Consider the following 25002-nt stretch of genomic DNA (forward strand, 5'->3'; position numbering starts at 1 on the left):
CACCTCAGATCAGGGGGCACGCCATCGCCAGTCCCACGAACACAAGGTCCGGAACCACTCGAGCCTCGGGCACTACTGCAGCTACCAGATCGGCATCTCCGCCGGTCAGGAATACGCAAAAGCCCTCTCCCCAGTAGCTGCGTGCTAGCTCCAACTGAGTCAAGACAAAGCCCCTGAGCATCAACGAACATCCACGCTCCACCGCTTCGACGGTTGTGCGACCTGGAGCGAGACTTTCCAGCGCCCGCTCGGCGGCTAGATCCCCATATCGGATCTTTCGTGTATGAGTACGCAGTTGATTGCGCATCAAAGGCATCCCAGGACAGATAAAACCTCCGAGATGCTCGCCATCTCCACCGATGAAATCCGCGGTAACGGCTGTACCAAAATCCAGCACAAGGCAGGGGCCCGACGCGAGATGAAATCCTCCCAGCATCGCTAGCCAGCGATCAAGCCCCAACCGCTCGTATTCCTCATAGCCGTTACGAACACCGGACATTTCGCGAGACGGTGTGGCGCAGGCAACCGATACGCCATAGGCGCTCACGAGCAAGACAGTCAGTGCGTCGGTTTCTTCGGCGGTCCTGACACTTACCAAACGGCAAAAGGACAGGGACAGGTGCTCTATCGTATTCAGACTCTCCAGCAACGCCAGATCCGAATCGACAACGCCCTCTCCCACCGTTTTACCGGCACCGTCGCCGAGAACACGCCATTTTATAAAGCTGTTTCCACAGTCGAGCTCAAGAATCATCACGCAACCTCAGGCTGAGCTCACCACCACTAAAGCTCTTTTCCACACCATCAACCTTCAAGCGCAAAGCGCCTTGTTTATCAATTCCCAGCACTTCGCCATCTATCTGGTTAACTCCAGCAATCAGCGATACCGCTCGCCCTTGCCATAGATGATTTTGCTCCCATTCCGACTGGATAGCGGAAAATCCTTCAACCTGGTGCCGGTGCAAATAGCGCTGTAGCTTTTCACTCAACACCGCGACCATCTGATTGCGATCAAACACCTTGCCGGCCTCCAACCGCATCGACGTCCACTGCTGATCAACCTCATCGGTCATCTGCATATTTACGTTAATGCCAACTCCCAGTACCACGTGACATACATCGGCCGGATCGCCGACCAGCTCGAGCAGTATGCCCGCTATTTTTTTCTGCCCGACCAAGACGTCGTTAGGCCACTTAAGACCTGCAGCCGAAACACCAAGCTCGCGCAAGGCCTGCATCACCGCAAGGCCGACGACCAGACTAAGACCTTCCAGCTGGCGCATTCCTCCTTCAATGCGCAACACCAGGCTGTAATAGACGTTTTCAGCGAATGGGCTTACCCACTTCCGCCCGCGCCGCCCACGACCTGCCGTTTGCCGTTCAGCAAGTACCAGGAACGGGGCAGTCTGTCCTCGCTCGATAGCTCGCAAAGCCTCGGCATTTGTGGAATCGATAGAGTCGAAGACCAAGACTGACCAATCGCAGGAAGGGCTCGCCTCGCTTATGCCTATAGGGTCAAGCAGCATCAATGGCGCCGCCAGCTGATAACCACGGCCGCGCACCTTGTGTATGGACAGACCCAGCTCAGCCTCCAGGAGCTGAAGCTGTTTCCAAACTGCGCTACGACTGACACCCAAGGCAACGCCCAGAGCCTGGCCAGAGTGAAACCGGCCATCCTTAAGAAGCTTCAACAACGTCAGCATGAAAGTCTCGCCTCACAATGAGGCCCGCATGATAGCCATGCCCCGAGCCGTTGCATAGAAACCCGTCGAGCGAGATTTTTCGCGGGCAAAACAAAACCCCTGTTCGCGTTAGCAAACAGGGGTTTCGGAATTTAATCTTGACGATGACCTACTCTCACATGGGGAAACCCCACACTACCATCGGCGATGCATCGTTTCACTGCTGAGTTCGGGATGGGATCAGGTGGTTCCAACGCTCTATGGTCGTCAAGAAATTCGGGTACCGAGTCGTGGCCGGGTGGCCGCGCTTCAGCAAATTGGGTATGTGACAGGTTTCGGTGTTTGCAAGGTCTCGAACTTTCGGTTCGTTTCGTCTTCACACACCGCAATCTGATGCTCTTTCGAGTAGTCAAATTGCTTGGGTGTTATATGGTCAAGCCTCACGGGCAATTAGTATTGGTTAGCTCAACGCCTCACAGCGCTTACACACCCAACCTATCAACGTCGTAGTCTTCGACGGCCCTTCAGGGGACTCAAGGTCCCAGTGAGATCTCATCTTGAGGCTAGTTTCCCGCTTAGATGCTTTCAGCGGTTATCTATTCCGAACATAGCTACCCGGCAATGCCACTGGCGTGACAACCGGAACACCAGAGGTTCGTCCACTCCGGTCCTCTCGTACTAGGAGCAGCCCCTCTCAAATCTCAAACGTCCACGGCAGATAGGGACCGAACTGTCTCACGACGTTCTAAACCCAGCTCGCGTACCACTTTAAATGGCGAACAGCCATACCCTTGGGACCGGCTTCAGCCCCAGGATGTGATGAGCCGACATCGAGGTGCCAAACACCGCCGTCGATATGAACTCTTGGGCGGTATCAGCCTGTTATCCCCGGAGTACCTTTTATCCGTTGAGCGATGGCCCTTCCATACAGAACCACCGGATCACTAAGACCTACTTTCGTACCTGCTCGACGTGTCTGTCTCGCAGTCAAGCGCGCTTTTGCCTTTATACTCTACGACCGATTTCCGACCGGTCTGAGCGCACCTTCGTACTCCTCCGTTACTCTTTAGGAGGAGACCGCCCCAGTCAAACTACCCACCATACACTGTCCTCGATCCGGATAACGGACCTGAGTTAGAACCTCAAAGTTGCCAGGGTGGTATTTCAAGGTTGGCTCCACGCGAACTGGCGTCCACGCTTCAAAGCCTCCCACCTATCCTACACAAGCAAATTCAAAGTCCAGTGCAAAGCTATAGTAAAGGTTCACGGGGTCTTTCCGTCTAGCCGCGGATACACTGCATCTTCACAGCGATTTCAATTTCACTGAGTCTCGGGTGGAGACAGCGCCGCCATCGTTACGCCATTCGTGCAGGTCGGAACTTACCCGACAAGGAATTTCGCTACCTTAGGACCGTTATAGTTACGGCCGCCGTTTACCGGGGCTTCGATCAAGAGCTTCGCGTTAGCTAACCCCATCAATTAACCTTCCGGCACCGGGCAGGCGTCACACCCTATACGTCCACTTTCGTGTTTGCAGAGTGCTGTGTTTTTAATAAACAGTCGCAGCGGCCTGGTATCTTCGACCGGCATGAGCTTACGGAGCAAGTCCTTCACCCTCACCGGCGCACCTTCTCCCGAAGTTACGGTGCCATTTTGCCTAGTTCCTTCACCCGAGTTCTCTCAAGCGCCTTGGTATTCTCTACCCAACCACCTGTGTCGGTTTGGGGTACGGTTCCTGGTTACCTGAAGCTTAGAAGCTTTTCTTGGAAGCATGGCATCAACCACTTCGTGTTCTAAAAGAACACTCGTCATCAGCTCTCGGCCTTAGAATCCCGGATTTACCTAAGATTCCAGCCTACCACCTTAAACTTGGACAACCAACGCCAAGCTGGCCTAGCCTTCTCCGTCCCTCCATCGCAATAACCAGAAGTACAGGAATATTAACCTGTTTTCCATCGACTACGCTTTTCAGCCTCGCCTTAGGGACCGACTAACCCTGCGTCGATTAACGTTGCGCAGGAAACCTTGGTCTTTCGGCGTGGGTGTTTTTCACACCCATTGTCGTTACTCATGTCAGCATTCGCACTTCTGATACCTCCAGCAAGCTTCTCAACTCACCTTCACAGGCTTACAGAACGCTCCTCTACCGCATCACCTAAGTGATACCCGTAGCTTCGGTGTATGGTTTGAGCCCCGTTACATCTTCCGCGCAGGCCGACTCGACTAGTGAGCTATTACGCTTTCTTTAAAGGGTGGCTGCTTCTAAGCCAACCTCCTAGCTGTCTAAGCCTTCCCACATCGTTTCCCACTTAACCATAACTTTGGGACCTTAGCTGACGGTCTGGGTTGTTTCCCTTTTCACGACGGACGTTAGCACCCGCCGTGTGTCTCCCATGCTCGGCACTTGTAGGTATTCGGAGTTTGCATCGGTTTGGTAAGTCGGGATGACCCCCTAGCCGAAACAGTGCTCTACCCCCTACAGTGATACATGAGGCGCTACCTAAATAGCTTTCGAGGAGAACCAGCTATCTCCGAGCTTGATTAGCCTTTCACTCCGATCCACAGGTCATCCGCTAACTTTTCAACGGTAGTCGGTTCGGTCCTCCAGTTAGTGTTACCCAACCTTCAACCTGCCCATGGATAGATCGCCCGGTTTCGGGTCTATTCCCAGCGACTAGACGCCCTATTAAGACTCGCTTTCGCTACGCCTCCCCTATTCGGTTAAGCTCGCCACTGAAAATAAGTCGCTGACCCATTATACAAAAGGTACGCAGTCACCCAACAAAGTGGGCTCCCACTGCTTGTACGCATACGGTTTCAGGATCTATTTCACTCCCCTCTCCGGGGTTCTTTTCGCCTTTCCCTCACGGTACTAGTTCACTATCGGTCAGTCAGTAGTATTTAGCCTTGGAGGATGGTCCCCCCATATTCAGACAAAGTTTCTCGTGCTCCGTCCTACTCGATTTCATGACTAAGAGATTTTCGCGTACAGGGCTATCACCCACTATGGCCGCACTTTCCAGAGCGTTCCGCTAATCTCAAAGCCACTTAAGGGCTAGTCCCCGTTCGCTCGCCACTACTAAGGGAATCTCGGTTGATTTCTTTTCCTCAGGGTACTTAGATGTTTCAGTTCCCCTGGTTCGCTTCTTAAGCCTATGTATTCAGCTTAAGATACCTAACTTATGTTAGGTGGGTTCCCCCATTCAGACATCTCCGGATCAAAGTCTGTTTGCCGACTCCCCGAAGCTTTTCGCAGGCTACCACGTCTTTCATCGCCTCTGACTGCCAAGGCATCCACCGTATGCGCTTCTTCACTTGACCATATAACCCCAAGCAATCTGGTTATACTGTGAAGACGACATTCGCCGAAAATTCGATAATACTCAATTAAGAGCAACTCACAAATTTTACCTTAGCCTGATCCGTTACCAGTGAAAGTAACGTCCAGTCTATCTTTCTATCACATACCCAAATTTTTAAAGAACGATCTAATCAAAGACTAGAAATCAATATTCACTTCAGAATATTCATTTCTAAACTCTAACAGCAGAAACAGTTAATGGTGGAGCCAAACGGGATCGAACCGTTGACCTCCTGCGTGCAAGGCAGGCGCTCTCCCAGCTGAGCTATGGCCCCATAACAAAATTGGTGGGTCTGGGCAGATTCGAACTGCCGACCTCACCCTTATCAGGGGTGCGCTCTAACCAACTGAGCTACAGACCCAATTTCGAGCGCAACTGATTAGCTAAGAGCTATCAGCTTGGAGCTTAAAGCTGCTTCTATCGTCTTCTTCAATGAATCAAGCAATTCGTGTGGGAACTTATGGAGCAGCTGATGTCGTCGATTAAGGAGGTGATCCAGCCGCAGGTTCCCCTACGGCTACCTTGTTACGACTTCACCCCAGTCATGAATCACACCGTGGTAACCGTCCTCCCGAAGGTTAGACTAGCTACTTCTGGTGCAACCCACTCCCATGGTGTGACGGGCGGTGTGTACAAGGCCCGGGAACGTATTCACCGCGACATTCTGATTCGCGATTACTAGCGATTCCGACTTCACGCAGTCGAGTTGCAGACTGCGATCCGGACTACGATCGGTTTTCTGGGATTAGCTCCACCTCGCGGCTTGGCAACCCTCTGTACCGACCATTGTAGCACGTGTGTAGCCCAGGCCGTAAGGGCCATGATGACTTGACGTCATCCCCACCTTCCTCCGGTTTGTCACCGGCAGTCTCCTTAGAGTGCCCACCATTACGTGCTGGTAACTAAGGACAAGGGTTGCGCTCGTTACGGGACTTAACCCAACATCTCACGACACGAGCTGACGACAGCCATGCAGCACCTGTCTCAATGTTCCCGAAGGCACCAATCCATCTCTGGAAAGTTCATTGGATGTCAAGGCCTGGTAAGGTTCTTCGCGTTGCTTCGAATTAAACCACATGCTCCACCGCTTGTGCGGGCCCCCGTCAATTCATTTGAGTTTTAACCTTGCGGCCGTACTCCCCAGGCGGTCAACTTAATGCGTTAGCTGCGCCACTAAGAGCTCAAGGCTCCCAACGGCTAGTTGACATCGTTTACGGCGTGGACTACCAGGGTATCTAATCCTGTTTGCTCCCCACGCTTTCGCACCTCAGTGTCAGTATCAGTCCAGGTGGTCGCCTTCGCCACTGGTGTTCCTTCCTATATCTACGCATTTCACCGCTACACAGGAAATTCCACCACCCTCTACCATACTCTAGCTCGACAGTTTTGAATGCAGTTCCCAGGTTGAGCCCGGGGATTTCACATCCAACTTAACGAACCACCTACGCGCGCTTTACGCCCAGTAATTCCGATTAACGCTTGCACCCTCTGTATTACCGCGGCTGCTGGCACAGAGTTAGCCGGTGCTTATTCTGTCGGTAACGTCAAAACACTAACGTATTAGGTTAATGCCCTTCCTCCCAACTTAAAGTGCTTTACAATCCGAAGACCTTCTTCACACACGCGGCATGGCTGGATCAGGCTTTCGCCCATTGTCCAATATTCCCCACTGCTGCCTCCCGTAGGAGTCTGGACCGTGTCTCAGTTCCAGTGTGACTGATCATCCTCTCAGACCAGTTACGGATCGTCGCCTTGGTGAGCCATTACCTCACCAACTAGCTAATCCGACCTAGGCTCATCTGATAGCGCAAGGCCCGAAGGTCCCCTGCTTTCTCCCGTAGGACGTATGCGGTATTAGCGTCCGTTTCCGAGCGTTATCCCCCACTACCAGGCAGATTCCTAGGCATTACTCACCCGTCCGCCGCTCTCAAGAGAAGCAAGCTTCTCTCTACCGCTCGACTTGCATGTGTTAGGCCTGCCGCCAGCGTTCAATCTGAGCCATGATCAAACTCTTCAGTTCAAACATCTTTGGGTTTTTAAGAAACCCTAAACTTGGCTCAGCAATCGTTGGTTACATCTTTGATTTCTCGCGGAGTAACTTGTGATGCTGATAATCTTGTTGACTATCAGTCTGACTCCACAAGCACCCACACGAATTGCTTGATTCAGTTGTTAAAGAGCGGTTGGTTAAGATCTTTCGTCTCAACCGAGGCGCGCATTCTACAGCAGCCTCTGTTGCTGTCAAGCGGTTATTTTCAGAAGTTTTCAAAGTTTCCTTTGTAACTTCAACCACTTGCGCTTTCGATCTCTCGTTAGCGGGAGGCGAATTCTACAGCGTTACTCGCTGCTGTCAACACCTCTTTTTCAACTCCTTTCGCGCTTCGATGACCTGAAGCAACTCACTGCCGAAAACTGCGTAACTCTTTGTTTACCAAGGAGTTTTCCGTTTCGACTGCGCCGGAAGTGGGGCGAATTATAGACCGTTACAATTCGCCGTCAACCCCTTATTTCACCTTTATTCCGATTTTAGCGTAATGCGCGCAAATGCCTTCTTTCCAGCCTGACAGACATGGGTCGCGCCCAGCGCGTATATAAAGGTGCGATCGACAACCTCACCATCTATACGCACACCACCTGCACTCAGGAGATCACGCGCCACAGCCGAGTTCTTGACCAAGCCTGCCTTATTAAGGACGGCCGCAATCGGCATATCCTCAGCAGCAATCAGCTCGATCTCCGGCAAGTCCTCCGGCAGCTCGCCATCTTTCATGCGATTACCTGCCGCACGGTGAGCGTTGGCCGCAGCCTCTTCACCATGAAAACGCGCCACGATCTCTTCGGCCAGCTTGATCTTGATGTCACGCGGATTGGCACCCGACTCCACATCCACACGGAACGCATTGATCTCATCCATGGAACGGAAGCTGAGCAACTCGAAATAGCGCCACATCAGCGCATCCGGAATAGACACCAGCTTGCTGTACATAACCCCCGGCGCTTCCTGGATACCAACATAGTTACCCAGCGACTTGGACATCTTCTTCACGCCATCCAGACCTTCCAGCAACGGCATGGTCAGAATGCACTGAGGCTCTTGACCATAACCACGCTGTAGCTCACGCCCCATTAACAGGTTGAACTTCTGGTCGGTGCCGCCCAACTCGACATCCGCGCGCAACGCAACAGAGTCATAACCCTGCACTAACGGATAGAGGAACTCATGAATAGCGATCGGCTGATTAGTCGTATAGCGCTTGTCGAAATCATCGCGCTCGAGCATGCGAGCGACGGTGTACTGCGAAGTCAGCCGAATGAAGTCAGCCGGTCCCATCTGATCCATCCAGGTGGAGTTGAATGCCACTTCGGTCTTGGCTGGATCGAGAATCTTGAAAACCTGAGTTTTGTAGGTTTCAGCATTTTCGAGCACCTGCTCGCGAGTCAGCGGAGGACGCGTTGCACTTTTCCCGCTCGGATCGCCGATCATTCCAGTGAAATCCCCTATAAGGAAGATCACCTGATGCCCAAGCTCCTGGAACTGACGCAGCTTATTAATAAGCACGGTGTGACCCAGGTGCAAATCCGGCGCAGTCGGATCGAAGCCTGCCTTAATACGCAGCGGCTGGCCGCGCTTGAGCTTTTCAACAAGCTCTGACTCGACCAACAGTTCTTCCGCACCACGTTTGATCAGCGCTAGCTGCTCTTCAACCGACTTCATAACAGACCCGCAAGGCTCGAATTCAAAGGGAACCAACCATACAAGATCACGCCTCAAATACAAAGTTTGGTCGGCGCAATGACGCCAATCCGCTGGCAGAGTAACCACGGACTTGCTTCAGAGATGATTTGGTTATATTTTATACAGTTATTTCATCTTCATCATGTCATTCATCTATTCCAATTCATCTTCTTCAAAGTCAAAAATTACCTATGACCAAAGAATCGTCTAAAGCGCCGCCGCTTTACCCGAAGACCCACCTGCTCGCAGCAAGCGGTATTGCCGCCCTTCTGAGCCTGGCGCTTCTGGTATTCCCTTCCAGTGATGTTGAAGCCAAAAAGACAACCCTGAGTCTTGAACTGGAAAGCCCTGCTGAACAACTGACACAAGATCAAGACGCTGCTGAAGCCGTTCAAGCCACAAATGAGTCAGCAACCTCCCCGTTCGCGCAGATTGAAAACAGCGCTGAAGAACCTCAGGAAACCGCTCAGGCAGATCCCGCACCAGCGCCCGTTGTTGAAGAAAAGAAAGCCCCCAATCACCGGGAAGTGATCGTTTCCAAAGGCGACACACTCTCAACCTTGTTCGAGAAAGTCGGTCTGCCGGCAACGTCAGTGCATGAAGTGCTGGCCAGCGACAAGCAAGCCAAGCAATTCAGCCAACTCAAACATGGTCAGAAACTTGAATTCGAACTGAACCCGGAAGGTCAGCTGACCAACCTGCACAGCAAGATCAGCGACCTTGAAAGCATTACCCTGACCAAGAACGACAAGGGTTATACGTTCAATCGCATCACCGCCAAGCCCACCGTACGCTCCGCCTACGTTCACGGCGTGATTAACAGTTCGCTGTCGCAGTCTGCCGCCCGTGCAGGCCTGTCCCACAGCCTGACCATGGACATGGCCAGTGTGTTCGGCTATGACGTCGATTTTGCTCAGGACATCCGCCAGGGTGACGAGTTTGACGTGATCTACGAGCAGAAAGTCGTCAATGGCAAGGCCGTTGGTAACGGTCCGATCCTGTCGGCACGCTTCACTAATCGGGGCAAGACCTACACCGCAGTGCGCTACACCAACAAACAAGGCAATAGCAGCTACTACACCGCTGACGGCAACAGCATGCGGAAGGCGTTCATTCGTACTCCGGTAGATTTCGCCCGCATCAGCTCCAAATTCTCCATGGGCCGCAAACACCCGATTCTGAACAAGATTCGCGCTCACAAAGGGGTCGATTACGCAGCCCCACGCGGTACTCCAATCAAAGCTGCGGGCGATGGCAAGGTGTTGCTGGCCGGGCGCCGCGGCGGCTACGGCAATACAGTGATCATCCAGCACGGCAATACCTACCGTACGCTGTACGGGCACATGCAAGGTTTCGCCAAAGGCGTAAAGACTGGCGGTAGCGTCAAGCAAGGCCAAGTCATTGGCTACATCGGCACCACCGGCCTGTCCACCGGCCCGCACTTGCATTACGAGTTCCAGGTCAACGGCGTACACGTCGACCCGCTGGGCCAGAAGCTGCCAATGGCCGATCCGATCGCCAAAGCTGAGCGCGCACGCTTCCTCGCGCAGAGCCAGCCGCTGATGGCGCGCATGGATCAAGAGAAGGCCACCATGCTCGCTTCGAGCAAGCGCTAAACCATGGCCCTCTATATAGGCGTGATGTCCGGGACCAGCCTTGATGGATTGGACATTGCGCTTGTAGAACTGACCCCGGCGATCAAACTGATCGCCACGCACTACATCCCTATGCCGGACTCACTGCGCGCCGAGTTGCTTGGCTTGTGCGCCAGCGGCCCAGACGAAATCGCCCGTTCCGCCATCGCCCAGCAAAACTGGGTGAAGCTGGCCGCCCAAGGCATCCACGCTCTCCTCGAACAACAAAACCTGAAACCTGAGGACATCCGCGCCATTGGCAGCCACGGCCAGACCATTCGCCACGAACCGGCGCGCGGTTTTACCGTGCAAATTGGCAACCCTGCCCTGCTGACTGAGCTGACGGGTATCACCGTGGTGGGCGACTTCCGTAGCCGCGACGTAGCCGCCGGCGGGCAAGGTGCTCCACTGGTGCCAGCCTTCCATGAAGCATTGTTTGAAGAGCAGGCCGGCAACCGCGCAGTGCTGAATGTCGGAGGTTTCAGTAACCTCAGCCTTATCGAACCTGGCAGACCCGTTGCGGGATTCGACTGCGGCCCGGGAAATGTTCTTCTGGACGCCTGGATTCATCAACAACGCGGCGACAACTTTGATCGCGACGGCCTTTGGGCTGCCACCGGCGAAGTCGAACCTGTCTTGTTGAAAGCGCTGCTGAGCGATCCGTTCTTCGTCACCAAAGGCCCGAAAAGTACCGGCCGAGAAGTGTTTAACCTTCCGTGGCTGACACAACATCTTTCACTGTTGCCTACGTTCGCCACCGAAAACGTGCAAGCAACACTGCTGGAACTGACCGCCCTGACAATCATCGAGTCGTTGCAAAGCGCTCAGTCAGATACGCGCGAGTTGCTGGTCTGCGGGGGCGGCGCGCACAACGCCACGCTAATGAATCGCCTGTCCCGTCTATTGCCCAACGCAAAGGTCTACAGCACTGCCGCTTACGGCGTCGACCCGGACTGGGTTGAGGCAATGGCCTTCGCCTGGCTAGCCCACTGCTGCCTGGCAGGTATTGCTGCCAATCGCCCAAGCGTCACTGGCGCTCGAGGCTTGCGGGTACTCGGCGCTATCTATCCCGCCTGACTGCTCCCCACCAAACTCCAGACGCCAAAACGCCGCAAAACCCTCAGGTTATGCGGCGCTCGGTATTATCTTGAAGTGTATTCAGATCGAGAACGAAGAACCACAGCCACACGTGGTCGAAGCGTTCGGATTCTTGATGACAAAACGCGAACCCTCCAGACCTTCCTGGTAGTCCACTTCGGCACCTGCCAGGTACTGAAAGCTCATCGGATCAACGACAAGACTCACACCCTCGCGCTCGACGATAGTGTCGTCATCGGCTACTTCTTCATCGAAGGTGAAGCCGTACTGAAACCCGGAACAACCACCGCCCGTAACAAATACGCGCAGTTTCAAGCGATCATTCCCCTCTTCATCGACCAGGCTCTTCACCTTGTGCGCAGCACCGTGGGTGAATTGCAAAGCCGTGGGGGTGAAGGATTCGACGCTCATGCTAACTATCTCCCGGCGTTACGCCGCCATAATGCGTGATGACGCGCATTATCCGCTTCTCCTAGAAAATCGGTCAACTATTGTTACGGTATATCAATCAAGCAAATCGTCAGACAAGAATGCAAAAAGGCCTGTAACCCAGGCCTTTTAGCTAAGCGGGATAAAGCGTTACGGCAACATGCCGGCGTGGGAAAGACCCAGGCGCTCATTCAGGCCAAACATAATATTCAGATTCTGCACCGCCTGCCCCGACGCACCCTTCACCAGATTGTCGATAACCGACAACACCACGACGAGATCCCCATCCTGAGGACGATGCACAGCAATCCGGCACACATTGGCACCACGCACGCTACGGGTTTCCGGATGGCTGCCGGCTGGCATCACATCGACGAACGGCTCGTTGGCGTAGCGCTTTTCGAACAGCGCCTGCAGGTCCACCGAGCGATCCACGACGGTCGCATAGAGAGTCGAGTGAATGCCGCGGATCATCGGTGTCAGGTGCGGCACGAAGGTCAGACCAACGTCCTTGCCCGAGGCACGGCGCAGACCCTGGCGGATTTCCGGCAAATGACGGTGACCTTTGACGGCGTAAGCCTTCATGCTTTCCGATGTCTCCGAGTACAGAGAACCTACGGCAGCGCCACGACCGGCACCGCTGACGCCGGATTTGCAATCAGCGATCAAACGCGTGGTGTCGGCCAGCCCCGCTTCGAGCAATGGCAGGAAACCCAGTTGGGTTGCAGTCGGGTAGCAACCAGGAACAGCAACCAGACGAGCCTGTTTGATTTGCTCGCGGTTGACTTCCGGCAAGCCATAAACAGCCTCTTCAAGCAATTGCGGAGCACCGTGCGGCTGTCCGTACCACTTCGCCCACTCATCAGCGTCTTGCAAGCGGAAATCCGCCGACAGGTCGATGACCTTGGTCCCTGCCGCTAGCAGCTCACCCGCCAGGGCGTGCGCGACGCCGTGAGGCGTGGCGAAGAACACCACATCGCAGGCACCCAGGGTTTTGATGTCCGGAACGCTGAACGCCAGACCGTCGTAATGGCCGCGCAGGTTTGGATACATATCAGCCACGGCCAGACCGGCCTCGGATCGGGAAGTGATGACGACCACTTCAGCTTGCGGATGCTGTGCCAACAGACGCAGCAGTTCGACACCGGTGTAACCCGTGCCGCCGACGATACCGACCTTGACCATAAACCTGCCCTCAAACGAAACCACTGGAAAGCCGTCGATAATAGGGCCCGCATCGCCCTGCGACAACCGGCAAGGTGACGTGCGGAGCCTCAAGCCTCTACTATCCAGGCTACCGTGAACCTGGGAATACCTAAAAAATGCTTTATCTATGGCTCAAAGCTTTTCATATCGTCAGTCTGGTCTGCTGGTTTGCCGGTCTGTTCTACCTGCCACGCCTGTTTGTCTATCACGCCCAAAGTGAAGACACCGTCAGCAAGGAGCGTTTCAGCATCATGGAGCGCAAGCTCTACCGCGGCATCATGGGACCGGCAATGATCGCCACGCTGATCTTTGGCATTGCACTGATTGCCATGAACCCCAGCATATTCAGTCAGGGTGCCTGGATTCACGCCAAGCTGACACTGGTAGTGATCCTGATCGGCTACCACCACATGTGCGGGGCGCAGGTAAAACGCTTTGCCCGTGGCGAAAACACCCGCAGCCATGTCTTTTATCGCTGGTTCAATGAAGTGCCGGTTCTGATATTGCTGGCTATCGTAATTCTGGTCGTGGTTCGACCGTTCTAACTTCACTACGCGCTACTTTTCGGGGTACCTACAATGTCGCTGCCCGCTTTGCTTGAACAACGTTTGCGCCTGCCTGTGGTGGCGGCGCCGATGTTCCTGATCTCCAATCCGCAATTGGTACTCGCTTGCTGCCGTAATGGTGTAGTGGGCAGCTTCCCCGCGCTCAACCAGCGCGAGAGCAGTGGCTTCAAGGCCTGGCTGGAAGAGATTGAAGCGGGTTTGGCGACACTGGAAAATCCAGCGCCCTATGCAGTAAACCTGATCGTCCACAACAGCAACCCAAGGCTGCAAGCGGACCTCGCGATCTGTGTCGAACACAAGGTTCCGATTGTGATCACCAGCCTTGGCGCTGTGAAAGAGCTAGTGGACGCGGTTCACAGCTACGGCGGGTTGGTGTTTCACGACGTGACGACCCGTCGCCATGCCGAAAAAGCTGCAGAGGCCGGGGTAGACGGCTTGATTGCAGTGGCGGCGGGCGCCGGTGGACATGCTGGCACCTGGAGTCCATTTTCCTTGATTGCCGAGATTCGCCAGTTCTTCGATAAAACGCTACTGCTGGCCGGCTGTCTGAACCACGGCCACGAGATTCTTGCCGCACAATTGCTCGGCGCGGATCTAGCCTACTTCGGTACTCGATTTATCGGCACAACCGAAAGTCACGCGCCCGATGCCTATAAAGAAATGCTACTGAGCTCCAGAGCAGCCGACATCGTTCATACTCCAGCAGTGTCGGGTGTGCCGGCGAGCTTCATGCGTCAAAGCCTTGAGGCTGCCGGTTTCGACATGGCGGCATTGCAAGGCAAAGGGGAAGTCAACTTCGGTTCCAAACTCAAACCTGTAAGCGATGAAGCAAAAGCCTGGAAGACCGTATGGTCCGCCGGCCAAGGCGTTGGTGAAATCGATGATTTACCTGGCGTTGATGAACTGGTCGCGCGCCTCGACAGCGAATACCGCAAGGCGCTGGAACTGGCCGCAACGCTGCCGAAGCGCTGGCCTCGCTAAATGCAGAAACCGGTCGCTTGCGATCGGTGTATGCATCTCTCATTCAAACACTCGCGACAAGGATGCCTCGCAATGAGCGAAAACCGTTTCAAGATCGTATTCGACGGCGCTCTGCTGCCAGGCGTCGATGCCACTACGGCCAAGCTCAATCTCGCCGAGCTGTTCAAAAGCGATGTAACGGCCATCGAACGACTGTTCAGTGGTCGCCCGGTTTCACTCAAGCGCGACCTGTCGCAAGCCGATGCCCAGACGTATTTACAGGCACTGGTGAAAACCGGCATTGATGCGCGGATCGAAAGCGAACCAACGATCGAGCTGGATTTGGCCGACGTTCGCGAACCGGCCCCGTCCTACGCGTCCCCCCCGCCGGATCAGGATTCGCCCTATGCCCCGCCCCGCGCCGCGGTCGGAGAAGCATTGCCCGACTTTGCTCCCCTCAAGCCGTTCAGCTTTCAGGGACGTATCGGACGCTTACGCTTTCTTGCCTGGACGATGGTCCTGACGCTCGTGACGCTCGGCATCGGGATCGTGCTTGCGCTTTTTGGTCTGGCGCTTCTCAGTTCGGACTCGAATGCCGGGCTGATTCTTGCGGGTCTGCTGGCGTTCATCCTCGTTGCTGCGCTTGGTTTTGTCAGCATCCAGTTCAGCGTCCAGCGTCTGCACGATATCGGTTGGTCTGGCTGGTTGTGGCTGCTGAACCTCGTTCCCTTTATCGGTAGCTTCTTTCCGTTCGTGATGATGGTTATGCCGGGGAACAACACGGCCAATCGGTACGGTGCACCGCCACCACCCAACAGCAACGCGGTAAAAGTGCTCTCTGCGTTGTGGCTGGTGTTTATCGCGATCCTGTTCATTGGAGGGTTGGCGGGTGGCCTCACGGCAATTCAGGATGAATACGAAAACGCCACCCAGAGCAGTTACGAAAGTGACTCCGTCACCACCGAAGAGATCGAAGATCAGACCGCAGTGGAAGTAGAGCCGGCGCCAAATACAGCTGACGAAGCAGCAGAAGAAGCCCAGCCCACTGTAGACTCTGCGAAAGAATGAACAGCGCTCCCCGCACGTGACACCCGCGTCACTGGCGCGGAGCTGTTGCGATGGAGAACTGAATGACCCGTTACGCTCTGATCACTGGCGCTTCCAGCGGCATCGGCCTGGCGATGGCCGAAGCGCTGGCCCGCCGTGGCCGCAGCCTGCTACTAGTGGCCCGACAGCGTGATCAGCTGGAAAGTATTGCGATAGAACTGACCCAGCGTTTTGGTGTGGAGGTACTGTTCCGAGCCTGCGATCTGGGTGAGCCACTGCGGCTGTCCGGATTTCTGCTGGAACTCGAAGAAGGCGACCGGCAGATTGACCTGCTGGTGAACTGCGCCGGTATTGGCACCTCTGGTCCTTTCCTGGCTCAGGACTGGATGACCGAACAGGACCTGATCGAGGTCAACATTCTGGCCCTTACTCGCCTGTGTCACGCCATCGGCAACACGATGGCCTTGCAGGGTGGCGGGCAGATTCTGAACGTTGCCTCCTTGGCGGCCTTCCAGCCTGGCCCATGGATGAGTACCTACTACGCCAGCAAGGCCTATGTGCTGAATTTTTCCGAAGGCTTGCGGGTGGAACTCAAGAAATGTGCGATCAAGGTTTCGGTGCTCTGCCCCGGTCCAACCCGCACAGCGTTTTTCCGCACGGCACAATTGGACACCGGCAAACTTGAAAGTAACAAGCGCCTGATGAGCGCAGAAGAGGTTGCTCTTTACACCGTGCGGGCACTGGAGAAAAATCGCGCCATCATTATTCCGGGTCAGCGCAACCGCTGGTTAGCTTTCTTGCCGCGCCTCGGCTCTCGCTGGCTAAACCGGACAATCGCAGGCATGGTCAACAAGGCCTACTGCCCTCGCTGAACGGCCCTACGGCATAACACTGGGATGGTGTAGCTTGCGTGGGTACACTCAGGACTGCCTAAACAACGGAGAAAACAGCTGTGGATACTCTGTTCACCAAGATCATCAACCGGGAAATCCCGGCGAAGATCATTTACGAGGACGACCAGGTTCTGGCCTTCCACGACATCGCCCCGCAGGCACCCGTACATTTTCTGGTGATTCCGAAGAAACCGGTGCGCACCCTGAATGACCTCACCGAGGATGACAAGGCACTGGCCGGGCATATTCTGTTCACAGCCCAGCGTCTTGCTCTGGAACTGGGTTGCGAAAAAGGCTTCCGCGTCGTGATGAACTGCAATGAAGAAGGCGGTCAAACCGTCTATCACATCCATATGCATGTGTTGGGTCAGCGTCAGATGCACTGGCCGCCGGGCTGATTGCGCAAATCCCTGCGGGAGAGGGCTTGCTCCAGGAGACGCCCTCTCCCACAAATGACCCAACGCAAACCTTCACCGGCCGATTCGGTTAAACTGGCCGCCGAGATTCTTCCCGGAGGTCAGCATGACTACCCAACGTCACTACTCGCCGATTGACCGTCTACTGCTGCAAGCCGATGCGGCGATGCGTACCCTGCTACCATTCAGTGGCCAGCCGTACCGTCCGTCCCCGGCTATCGTGCAGCCTGATGTGCAAATGAGCGACGAAGACACCCGGCACGTTGCCGGCCTGATGCGCATCAACCACACCGGCGAAGTCTGCGCCCAGGCGCTGTACCAAGGCCAAGCCCTTACGGCGAAACTGCCGCAAGTGCGTGCCGCTATGGAACATGCCGCCGAAGAAGAAATCGACCATCTGGTCTGGTGCGAACAACGCATCCATCAATTGGGCAGCCACACAAGCATTCTTAATCCGTTGTTCTACGGCATGTCGTTCGGAATAGGTGCGGTTGCCGGTTTGATCAGCGACAAAGTCAGCCTTGGGTTTGTCGCCGCTACAGAGCATCAAGTGTGCAAACACTTGAACGAGCACCTCGAGCAACTGCCAGCGGAAGATGAAAAATCCAGAGCAATTCTTGAACAGATGCGCACGGATGAAGAGCATCACGCGCAGAGTGCGCTGGATGCTGGGGGCTTTCGCTTCCCGGCTCCGGTGAAATTCGGGATGAGCTTGTTGGCCAAGGTCATGACCAAGAGTACTTATAGGATCTGACCTCAGGAGTAAGGCTGCTCTGCGATAGCGATACCCAGGACGCAATCGCGGGCAAGCCTTGCTTCTACTGGGGATTTTGCATCAACCAGTAAAAAGGCGACTGCCGTGAGGTAGTCGCCTTTTTTGCATCTGGGGAATCTCGATTTCAACCGAGCTCGATGATCTCGTAGTCGTGGGTAATCTCCACGCCTGCCGCGCCGAGCATGATCGACGCCGAGCAATACTTCTCGGCCGACAGCTCAATGGCGCGTTTGACCTGAGCTTCTTTCAGCCCGCGGCCCTTGACCACAAAGTGCATGTGGATCTTGGTAAATACCTTCGGATCTTCGGTGGCGCGCTCGGCTTCAAGGAAAGCTTCGCAGCTCTCTACCGCCTGACGGGACTTCTTGAGGATGCTGACCACATCGAAGTTGCTGCATCCGCCAACACCCAACAAGAGCATCTCCATCGGACGGACACCCAGGTTGCGACCGCCGGCATCAGGGGGACCGTCCATGACCACGACATGACCGCTGCCGGATTCGCCGAGGAACATGGCTTCGCCAGCCCATTGGATGCGTGCCTTCATCGCCAAGACTCCACTACATAAAAAAGGGTCGCCAGCTTAGCACAGGGTCCTTGATTGACAGCGCTCACCTCCGTAGGACATAACCTTCGCCTGCGTAGGCAAAATCTCGAATGTTGCAGAAAGTGTCTGTTATGCTGGCGCCAATTCACTGGCGCATAGCCAGCTTGAAGCGAATAAGCAGTCCGTCCGTTCGCGGTCCGGGCCTTCACAAGCGCCTAAAAAAACCAAACACACCGTGCAGTCTTTTCGGGATACAACCATGGTTGCTATTGCTCCCGCCCCAAAAATCAAAAACCTCGACAAGCTGCTGATGCATTGCCAGCGCCGCCGGTATCAGGCCAAGAGCAACATCATTTGTGCCGGCGATCGCTCGGAAACGCTGTTCTTTATAATCAAAGGCTCGGTCACCATCCTTATAGAAGATGACGATGGCCGTGAAATGATCATCGCGTACCTTAACTCCGGAGACTTTTTTGGAGAGCTCGGCCTGTTTGAACAGGCCGGTCTGGAACAGGAACGCAGTGCCTGGGTCCGGGCCAAGATCGAATGCGAAGTCGCGGAGATCAGCTACGCGAAATTCCGTGAACTGTCCCTGCAAGACCCCGACATTCTTTACGTGCTTAGCGGACAAATCGCACAGCGTCTGCGCAATACAACGCGCAAAGTGGGCGATCTGGCGTTTTTCGACGTGACCGGCCGCGTTGCCCGCTGCCTTTTAGAGCTGTGCAAGCAACCCGATGCCATGACGCATCCCGACGGCATGCAGATCAAGGTGACGCGTCAGGAAATCGGGCGGATTGTTGGCTGTTCACGAGAGATGGTCGGTCGCGTGCTCAAGGATCTGGAAGAGCGCAACCTGGTGGACGTCAAAGGCAAGACCATGGTGGTCTTCGGTACACGTTGAGTTTCGCGTCGCGTTACGCGTCAAGTTACGCGTCAAGTTCGAAAACTAAGCCGCAACCACTTCCGCCAGCAACTGACGATAAAGAGCATCGAGCCGCTCCAGCGCATCAGGCGCTGCGAACTTTTCATGTAAGGCGATGTGGCTCTCAGCGCGAACCCGTTGATCCAGACCGCACGCCTCGTTGAACCGATTGACGGCTGCAACCATCGACTCACGCTCGTTATCCAGCAACAACGCTCCGTGCACCAGGCCGACAGGTCGAGTACCGCCCTTGCTTTGGCGCCAGCGCTGAGCAGTGCCGACCATCTTGCGCCCGTCGAGGTTGACGTTAAAACGACCGTCGCAGAACGCGCCGTCGACTTCACCCAAGGACGACACGCCCCCCAACTCATCCAGAAGCTGACAGATCGGATCGCAAAGGCGCCGGTACGCGGTTTCGATGCGATTCAAATCCCCTTCGCGAGCGGGCGGTGCGTAAACCAGGGCAATGTTGATGGTCGATGCCGACTGAGGCACTGGCTCACCGCCGGTTTCACGCAGCAACACAGGCCAGCCTGCAGCCGCCGATGCATCGCAGGCAGCCTCGAAACCAGGCAGGCGACTCAGGCGTCGAGGCATGACCAGCGCTTTATCGCTGGGTTGCCAGAACAACAGGCCGAATTCCGATTCACCGGAGCAAACCGAGGCCAGCAGATCCTGTTCGGCGAGCAATCCAGCTTCTACGAGTAGCGAGGTCGGGAGCATAAAACAGTCCGTCTGACGGGTCATTCCATGGTGCATCTGAAGCCATCTTCGCCAGCAGGTTCACGCCCACATCAAGCCGCGCTCATTGTGGGCGTGAACCTGATCGCGAAGAGGTCGAGTCAGTCGAGTGTAGAACCGCTGATTGCAGTGCCGCGCTCAGGGAAAAACAGACGCTGCAATTCAGTGCCCGGGCTTTCAGCGCGCATGAACGCCTCCCCGACCAGGAACGCATACACGTCGCTGATTTCCATCAGTTCAACGTCGGCGCGATTAAGAATGCCGCTTTCCGTGATCACCAAACGATCCCGCGGAATTCGCGGCAACAGGTCCAGCGTGGTTTCCAGACTCACATCGAAGGTATGCAGGTTGCGGTTGTTGACGCCCACCAACGGCGTATCGAGAGTTTTCAAGGCCCGCTCCAACTCATCGTCATCGTGCACTTCCACCAGCACATCAAGGCCGACGCCTTTTGCAACGGCTGCCAACTCGGCCATCTTCACGTCATCCAGTGCGGAGACGATCAACAACACGCAGTCCGCACCCAACGCTCGGGCTTCGATGATCTGGTACGGATCGATCATGAAATCCTTGCGAATCACCGGCAGTCTGCAAGCGGCGCGAGCCTGTTGCAGGTACGCGTCGGCACCCTGGAAGTAATCGATATCGGTGAGTACAGACAGACAGGTCGCGCCGCCCTTTTCGTAGCTTATGGCGATGTCGGCAGGAACGAAGTTTTCGCGAATCACGCCTTTGCTTGGCGAAGCCTTCTTGATTTCAGCAATCACCGCCGGCTGTTTCAACTTGGCCTGAGCGATCAACGCCTCGGCAAAACCACGGGGTGCATCGGCCGCCTTGGCCAGACGTTCCAGCTCGGCAAGGCTCACACGAGCACTGCGCTCGGCGACTTCTTCGACCTTGCGCGCCAAAATGTTTTCCAGAACCGTCGGTACACTCATCCCTCATTCTCCACTCTGAATACCGCGGTAAATGCACCCAGCTCCTCAAGCTTTTCTCGAGCAAGACCTGTATGCAGCGCATCGTGCGCCAGGGCAACGCCCTCTTTCAAACTGGTGGCATGGTCGGCAGCGTAAAGCGCCGCACCGGCATTGAGCACAATCATTTCCGCCGCTTTCTGACCGTTTTCGGTCTTGCGCTTGCCCAGGGCATCACGGATCAGTTCCAGCGAAGCCGCCGGGCTCTCGACCGCCAGGCCATGCAAACTCTGGCTCTTCATGCCCAAATCTTCTGGCTCGACCCAATACTCTGTGATCTGGTCGTTCTTCAATTCCGCTACAAAGGTCGGTGCCGCCAGACTGAACTCGTCCAGGCCGTCCTTCGAGTGCACCACCAGCACATGCTTGCTGCCAAGTCGCTGCAAGACCTCGGCCAATGGCCGGCACAACGCCTGGCTGAACACGCCGACCACCTGATGTTTCACGCCAGCCGGATTCGTAAGCGGGCCAAGCATGTTGAACATCGTGCGCAGGCCCAGATCACGTCGTGGGCCGGCGGCGTGCTTCATCGCACTGTGATGGGTCTGGGCAAACATGAAGCCGATGCCGACGTTATCAATGCAGCGCGCCACCTGAATCGGCGTCAGGTTCAGATAGATACCGGCCGCCTCCAGCAGATCAGCGCTGCCACTTTTGCCCGATACCGCACGGTTACCGTGCTTGGCCACGGTGCAACCCGCAGCGGCGACCACAAACGAGGACGCGGTCGAAACGTTGAAGATATTGGCACCGTCGCCGCCTGTACCCACTACGTCGACCACGCCGTCCAGCGTCTTGAGTTCGACCTTGTCCGCCAACTCGCGCATGACCGATACGGCACCGACGATCTCGTCGATGCTTTCGCTCTTCATGCGCATGGCCATCATGAACGCGCCGATCTGCGCGTCCGTGCATTGCCCGGTCATGATTTCGCGCATGACATCACGCATCTCATCAGTGCTCAGGTCGAGGTGGCCGACGATACGGCTCAGGGCTGTCTTGATATCCATGGAAAGTCCTTAGCGCGTGCCGCCGGTTTGTTTGAGGAAGTTGGCGAACAGTTCGTGACCTTGTTCGGTGAGGATTGATTCGGGGTGAAATTGCACGCCTTCGATGTTCAGCGTCTTGTGGCGCAGGCCCATGATCTCGTCGACCGAACCGTCCTCCAACTGGGTCCATGCCGTCAGTTCGAGGCAATCGGGCAGAGTTTCACGCTTGACGATCAGCGAGTGATAGCGGGTCACCGTCAACGGACGATTCAGACCTGCAAAAACGCCCTTGTCCTCATGGAATACCGGACTAGTCTTACCGTGCATCACTTGACGGGCGCGGACCACGTCACCACCAAAGGCCTGGCCAATGGACTGGTGACCGAGGCAAACACCCAAAATAGGCAGCTTGCCGGCAAAATGCTTGATCGCTTCAATGGAAATGCCTGCTTCGGTCGGGGTGCAAGGACCCGGCGACACGACGATGCGCTCCGGGTTGAGCGCTTCGATTTCGGCAATGGTGAGTTCGTCGTTGCGCACGACTTTGACTTGGGAGCCGAGCTCACCAAGGTACTGCACAACGTTATAGGTAAAAGAGTCGTAATTATCGATCATCAGCAACATGGCGCTTGGAACCTCTTGAATTCACTGACTTTGAACATGACCTTCAAACGATTACCCGCGGAGCGCTGCGCTTTGTCAGGTGCTGGAGTGGCGCCAGCAAAGCGGCAATTAAAACGGGTAAAGAAGGTAAATCGGTACAGGACCGGCGAGGCCGGCAAAGGAATTCAGGCGCGCCAACGCCAGCGGGCGTGTGCCTTGATGACTTGATCCAGAAGTTTGCTGATGATCAACACGGGGAAGGTCTCATTCATACGTCTCGGCACAGTAACTTAGCTGGGCGGAGCGTGCAATATGGTGGGGCCGGCGGCTGGGGAAACTATCGGAGGGTTCGCGACCGATGGCAAAAGGCCGGGAGATTTTGGTACTGTCGTTTCGTTCACTACAACAATAAATAAACGGACTTGCTCATGATCAAACAGACGCTGTTTGTACCGCTCGCCGGATGCCTGCTCGCAATGGCCTGCGCCCAGGCGATCGCCGCTCCAAATCCTTATTCGAATTTCGTCGTCTTCGGCGACAGCCTCAACGATGCCGGGACCTTTACCGACACGGGCGGTCCTGCCGGTGCGACCCAGCGCTACACCAACCGGACCGGACCGCTCTATCAGGATGGCAGCGGCGAATTCCGCTCGCTCAATTCCACGCAGTTGCTGGGTGGACGGCTCGGTTTCACTCCGGACGAGACTGCAGCTTCGAGCTCAGCCGTACGCGCCAATCAGGGCCTGCCGGATGGCAACAACTGGGCAGTAGGCGGGTATCGCACCGATCAGATCCTTGACTCCATTACCACCCAATCCGCCACGGGCGAACGCACCCGAGCCGGTTACCTGCCATCGAACAACTTCCGCGCCGATCCAAACGCGCTTTACTACCTCTCCGGTGGTGGCAACGACTTCCTGCAAGGGCGCATCCTCAGCCCAGCTCAAGCCAACGCGGCCGCAGATCGACTGGCGGACAGCGTGCAGGTCCTGCAAACCGCTGGCGCGAAGTACGTCATGGTCTGGCTGCTGCCTGACATCGGCCTGACCCCAGCCATCAACGGCACGGGGTTACAAACAGCGGCCACACAGCTCAGCAACCAGTTCAACCTGCAGCTGGTGCAACGCCTGCAGGGCATCAACGCAGAAATCATCCCATTGAACATTCCGCTGTTGTTGCAGGAGTCGTTCGCGGATCCGGGCCGGTTTGGCCTCGCCACTGACCAGAACCTCACGGCCACTTGCTTCAGCGGTAACGGCTGCACCGAAAACGCCAGATACGGCATCAACAGCGCCACCCCGGACCCAAGCAAGCTGATCTACAACGACGGGGTTCACCCAACCGAGGCCGGGCAAAAACTGATTTCCGATTACGCCTACTCCTTATTGGCAGCGCCATGGGAACTGACGCTGTTGCCGGAAATGGCCCTCGCCACATTACGTGCTCACCAGGACGAATTACGCAGCCAATGGCAATCGGATTGGGAGAGCTGGCAGGCTGTAGGTCAATGGCGGGCGATCGTCGCTGGTGGCGGTCAGCATCTTGATATCGATAGCCAATCAAGCGGCGCCAGTGCCGATGGCAGCGGCTACAACCTGAACATCGGTGGCAGCTATCGTCTTAATGACGCCTGGCGTGTCGGCGTAGCGGCAGGCTTCTATCGTCAAACCCTGGAAGCCGGCAGCAACGATTCGGACTACAAACTCAACAGCTACCTCGCCACCGCCTTCGCCCAGTTCCAGCAGAACCGCTGGTGGGCAGATGCCGCGTTGACCGGCGGCAAGCTGGATTACGACAACCTCAAACGCAAGTTCGACCTGGGTGCCAGCGAAGGTGCGGAAAAAGGTGACACTGACGGCCATCTCTGGGCGTTCAGTACTCGCGTGGGTTACGACATCGCGCAACCTGGCAGCCAATGGCACCTGTCACCGTTCGTGAGCGCTGATTATGCCAAAGTAGAGGTCGACGGATATTCGGAGAACAGCAACCGCGCCACCGCGTTGAATTTTGATGATCAGACCCGTGATTCGAAGCGCCTGGGCCTGGGTCTGCAGGGCAAATACCAGATCACTTCGCAAACCCGGGTGTTTGGTGAATACGCCTACGAGCGCGAGTACGAAGACGATGTGCAGAAAGTGAACATTGCCCTCAACAGCTTGCCGGCCAACGACTTCAAACTCGTAGGCTATACACCGCAAAGCCATTTAAACCGGGTGAACGTGGGCGTCAGCCACAACCTCACGAAGGACTTGGCACTGCAGGCAAGCTACATCATTCGCAAGGATGATGACTTTACCCAGCAAGGCGTGAACGTGGGCGTTGCGCTGGATTTCTGATCCGGTACACAGCAGGCAAAAAAAAACGCGGCGCCCTCTCAGGCGCCGCGTTTTTTTGGATTGAGCAAAATCCCGGCGGGAGC

General features: G+C 55.7%; 20 protein-coding genes, 2 tRNA genes and 3 rRNA genes. 10 read left to right on the forward strand and 15 right to left on the reverse strand.

Annotated elements, in window-relative coordinates:
- Positions 1 to 4: 4 nt before the first annotated feature.
- The 8 genes from ACA063_RS26370 to tyrS all read right to left on the reverse strand — a co-directional run bounded on the left by ACA063_RS26370 (position 5) and on the right by tyrS (position 8759).
- The gene (locus ACA063_RS26370; RefSeq protein ID WP_497663917.1) at positions 5 to 754 is read right to left on the reverse strand and encodes a pantothenate kinase; all 750 of its coding nucleotides are present in this window, start codon (positions 752 to 754) and stop codon (positions 5 to 7) included.
- Positions 744 to 1703, reverse strand: a complete 960-nt coding sequence (birA, locus tag ACA063_RS26375; protein WP_497663918.1) for a bifunctional biotin--[acetyl-CoA-carboxylase] ligase/biotin operon repressor BirA — start codon at positions 1701 to 1703, stop codon at positions 744 to 746. The genes ACA063_RS26370 and birA overlap by 11 nt, the downstream gene beginning before the upstream one ends.
- A gap of 135 nt (positions 1704 to 1838) precedes the next feature.
- Positions 1839 to 1954 (reverse strand): 5S ribosomal RNA (gene rrf / locus ACA063_RS26380).
- A gap of 157 nt (positions 1955 to 2111) precedes the next feature.
- A 23S ribosomal RNA gene (locus tag ACA063_RS26385) occupies positions 2112 to 5003 on the reverse strand.
- Positions 5004 to 5242: 239 nt separating this feature from the next.
- A tRNA-Ala gene (locus ACA063_RS26390) sits at positions 5243 to 5318 on the reverse strand.
- A 10-nt stretch (positions 5319 to 5328) separates the two neighbouring features.
- A tRNA-Ile gene (locus ACA063_RS26395) sits at positions 5329 to 5405 on the reverse strand.
- A gap of 122 nt (positions 5406 to 5527) precedes the next feature.
- Positions 5528 to 7064, reverse strand: a 16S ribosomal RNA gene (locus tag ACA063_RS26400).
- The 16S, 23S and 5S rRNA genes sit together here with 2 tRNA genes alongside, the layout of an rRNA operon.
- Positions 7065 to 7559: 495 nt before the next feature.
- Positions 7560 to 8759 carry a tyrosine--tRNA ligase gene (gene tyrS, locus ACA063_RS26405; protein WP_497663919.1) on the reverse strand — a complete coding sequence of 400 codons (1200 nt, stop codon included), beginning with the start codon at positions 8757 to 8759 and terminating at the stop codon, positions 7560 to 7562.
- A gap of 212 nt (positions 8760 to 8971) precedes the next feature.
- Here tyrS and ACA063_RS26410 point away from each other — a divergent pair, with 212 nt between their 5' ends.
- Together ACA063_RS26410 and ACA063_RS26415 are read left to right on the forward strand one after the other, a co-directional pair.
- Positions 8972 to 10396, forward strand: coding sequence for a peptidoglycan DD-metalloendopeptidase family protein (locus ACA063_RS26410; RefSeq protein ID WP_497663920.1), 1425 nt, complete (start codon positions 8972 to 8974; stop codon positions 10394 to 10396).
- Positions 10397 to 10399: 3 nt separating this feature from the next.
- Positions 10400 to 11491 carry an anhydro-N-acetylmuramic acid kinase gene (locus ACA063_RS26415; RefSeq protein ID WP_497663921.1) on the forward strand — a complete coding sequence of 364 codons (1092 nt, stop codon included), beginning with the start codon at positions 10400 to 10402 and terminating at the stop codon, positions 11489 to 11491.
- Positions 11492 to 11572: 81 nt separating this feature from the next.
- Here the strand turns inward: ACA063_RS26415 and erpA are convergent, their stop codons facing one another.
- Both erpA and argC read right to left on the reverse strand, forming a co-directional pair.
- The gene (gene erpA / locus ACA063_RS26420; protein ID WP_007947969.1) at positions 11573 to 11923 is read right to left on the reverse strand and encodes an iron-sulfur cluster insertion protein ErpA; all 351 of its coding nucleotides are present in this window, start codon (positions 11921 to 11923) and stop codon (positions 11573 to 11575) included.
- A 168-nt stretch (positions 11924 to 12091) separates the two neighbouring features.
- The gene (gene argC / locus ACA063_RS26425; RefSeq protein ID WP_497663922.1) at positions 12092 to 13126 is read right to left on the reverse strand and encodes an N-acetyl-gamma-glutamyl-phosphate reductase; all 1035 of its coding nucleotides are present in this window, start codon (positions 13124 to 13126) and stop codon (positions 12092 to 12094) included.
- Positions 13127 to 13263: 137 nt separating this feature from the next.
- Between argC and hemJ the strand changes: the two genes are divergently transcribed.
- The 6 genes from hemJ to coq7 all read left to right on the forward strand — a co-directional run bounded on the left by hemJ (position 13264) and on the right by coq7 (position 17783).
- Positions 13264 to 13692, forward strand: a complete 429-nt coding sequence (gene hemJ, locus ACA063_RS26430; protein ID WP_497663923.1) for a protoporphyrinogen oxidase HemJ — start codon at positions 13264 to 13266, stop codon at positions 13690 to 13692.
- A 33-nt stretch (positions 13693 to 13725) separates the two neighbouring features.
- Positions 13726 to 14694, forward strand: coding sequence for an NAD(P)H-dependent flavin oxidoreductase (locus ACA063_RS26435; RefSeq protein WP_497663924.1), 969 nt, complete (start codon positions 13726 to 13728; stop codon positions 14692 to 14694).
- A 72-nt stretch (positions 14695 to 14766) separates the two neighbouring features.
- A complete protein-coding gene (locus ACA063_RS26440; RefSeq protein ID WP_497663925.1) occupies positions 14767 to 15741 on the forward strand; it encodes a DUF805 domain-containing protein in 975 nt (324 codons plus the stop codon).
- 62 nt (positions 15742 to 15803) lie between these two features.
- Complete coding sequence (locus ACA063_RS26445) at positions 15804 to 16592, forward strand: SDR family NAD(P)-dependent oxidoreductase (protein WP_497663926.1); 789 nt, start codon at positions 15804 to 15806, stop codon at positions 16590 to 16592.
- 80 nt (positions 16593 to 16672) lie between these two features.
- The gene (locus ACA063_RS26450) at positions 16673 to 17011 is read left to right on the forward strand and encodes a histidine triad nucleotide-binding protein (protein WP_008027110.1); all 339 of its coding nucleotides are present in this window, start codon (positions 16673 to 16675) and stop codon (positions 17009 to 17011) included.
- 124 nt (positions 17012 to 17135) lie between these two features.
- Positions 17136 to 17783 (forward strand): 2-polyprenyl-3-methyl-6-methoxy-1,4-benzoquinone monooxygenase, encoded by a 648-nt coding sequence (gene coq7 / locus ACA063_RS26455; RefSeq protein WP_162436287.1) that lies wholly within the window; start codon positions 17136 to 17138, stop codon positions 17781 to 17783.
- A 145-nt stretch (positions 17784 to 17928) separates the two neighbouring features.
- Here coq7 and ACA063_RS26460 read toward each other — a convergent pair whose 3' ends face one another.
- Positions 17929 to 18351, reverse strand: a complete 423-nt coding sequence (locus ACA063_RS26460; RefSeq protein WP_008061600.1) for an OsmC family protein — start codon at positions 18349 to 18351, stop codon at positions 17929 to 17931.
- Positions 18352 to 18610: 259 nt separating this feature from the next.
- Here ACA063_RS26460 and crp point away from each other — a divergent pair, with 259 nt between their 5' ends.
- Positions 18611 to 19255, forward strand: coding sequence for a cAMP-activated global transcriptional regulator CRP (gene crp / locus ACA063_RS26465; RefSeq protein ID WP_194693780.1), 645 nt, complete (start codon positions 18611 to 18613; stop codon positions 19253 to 19255).
- Positions 19256 to 19300: 45 nt separating this feature from the next.
- Here crp and ACA063_RS26470 read toward each other — a convergent pair whose 3' ends face one another.
- From ACA063_RS26470 to ACA063_RS26485, 4 genes are all read right to left on the reverse strand, one after another.
- Positions 19301 to 19999: a lipoate--protein ligase family protein gene (locus ACA063_RS26470; RefSeq protein ID WP_497663927.1), complete on the reverse strand. Its 699-nt coding sequence runs from the start codon at positions 19997 to 19999 to the stop codon at positions 19301 to 19303.
- A 119-nt stretch (positions 20000 to 20118) separates the two neighbouring features.
- The gene (gene trpC, locus ACA063_RS26475; protein ID WP_497663928.1) at positions 20119 to 20955 is read right to left on the reverse strand and encodes an indole-3-glycerol phosphate synthase TrpC; all 837 of its coding nucleotides are present in this window, start codon (positions 20953 to 20955) and stop codon (positions 20119 to 20121) included.
- Positions 20952 to 22001, reverse strand: coding sequence for an anthranilate phosphoribosyltransferase (gene trpD / locus ACA063_RS26480; protein WP_162436283.1), 1050 nt, complete (start codon positions 21999 to 22001; stop codon positions 20952 to 20954). Before trpD ends, trpC begins: the two co-directional genes overlap by 4 nt.
- 9 nt (positions 22002 to 22010) lie before the next feature.
- On the reverse strand, positions 22011 to 22604 hold the full coding sequence (locus ACA063_RS26485; protein WP_007980194.1) for an aminodeoxychorismate/anthranilate synthase component II: 594 nt from the start codon (positions 22602 to 22604) through the stop codon (positions 22011 to 22013).
- Positions 22605 to 23011: 407 nt separating this feature from the next.
- Here ACA063_RS26485 and estP point away from each other — a divergent pair, with 407 nt between their 5' ends.
- The gene (estP, locus tag ACA063_RS26490) at positions 23012 to 24919 is read left to right on the forward strand and encodes an esterase EstP (RefSeq protein ID WP_497663929.1); all 1908 of its coding nucleotides are present in this window, start codon (positions 23012 to 23014) and stop codon (positions 24917 to 24919) included.
- The last annotated feature ends 83 nt before the right edge of the window (positions 24920 to 25002 follow it).

This window comes from Pseudomonas sp. LBUM1643 (assembly GCF_059716215.1).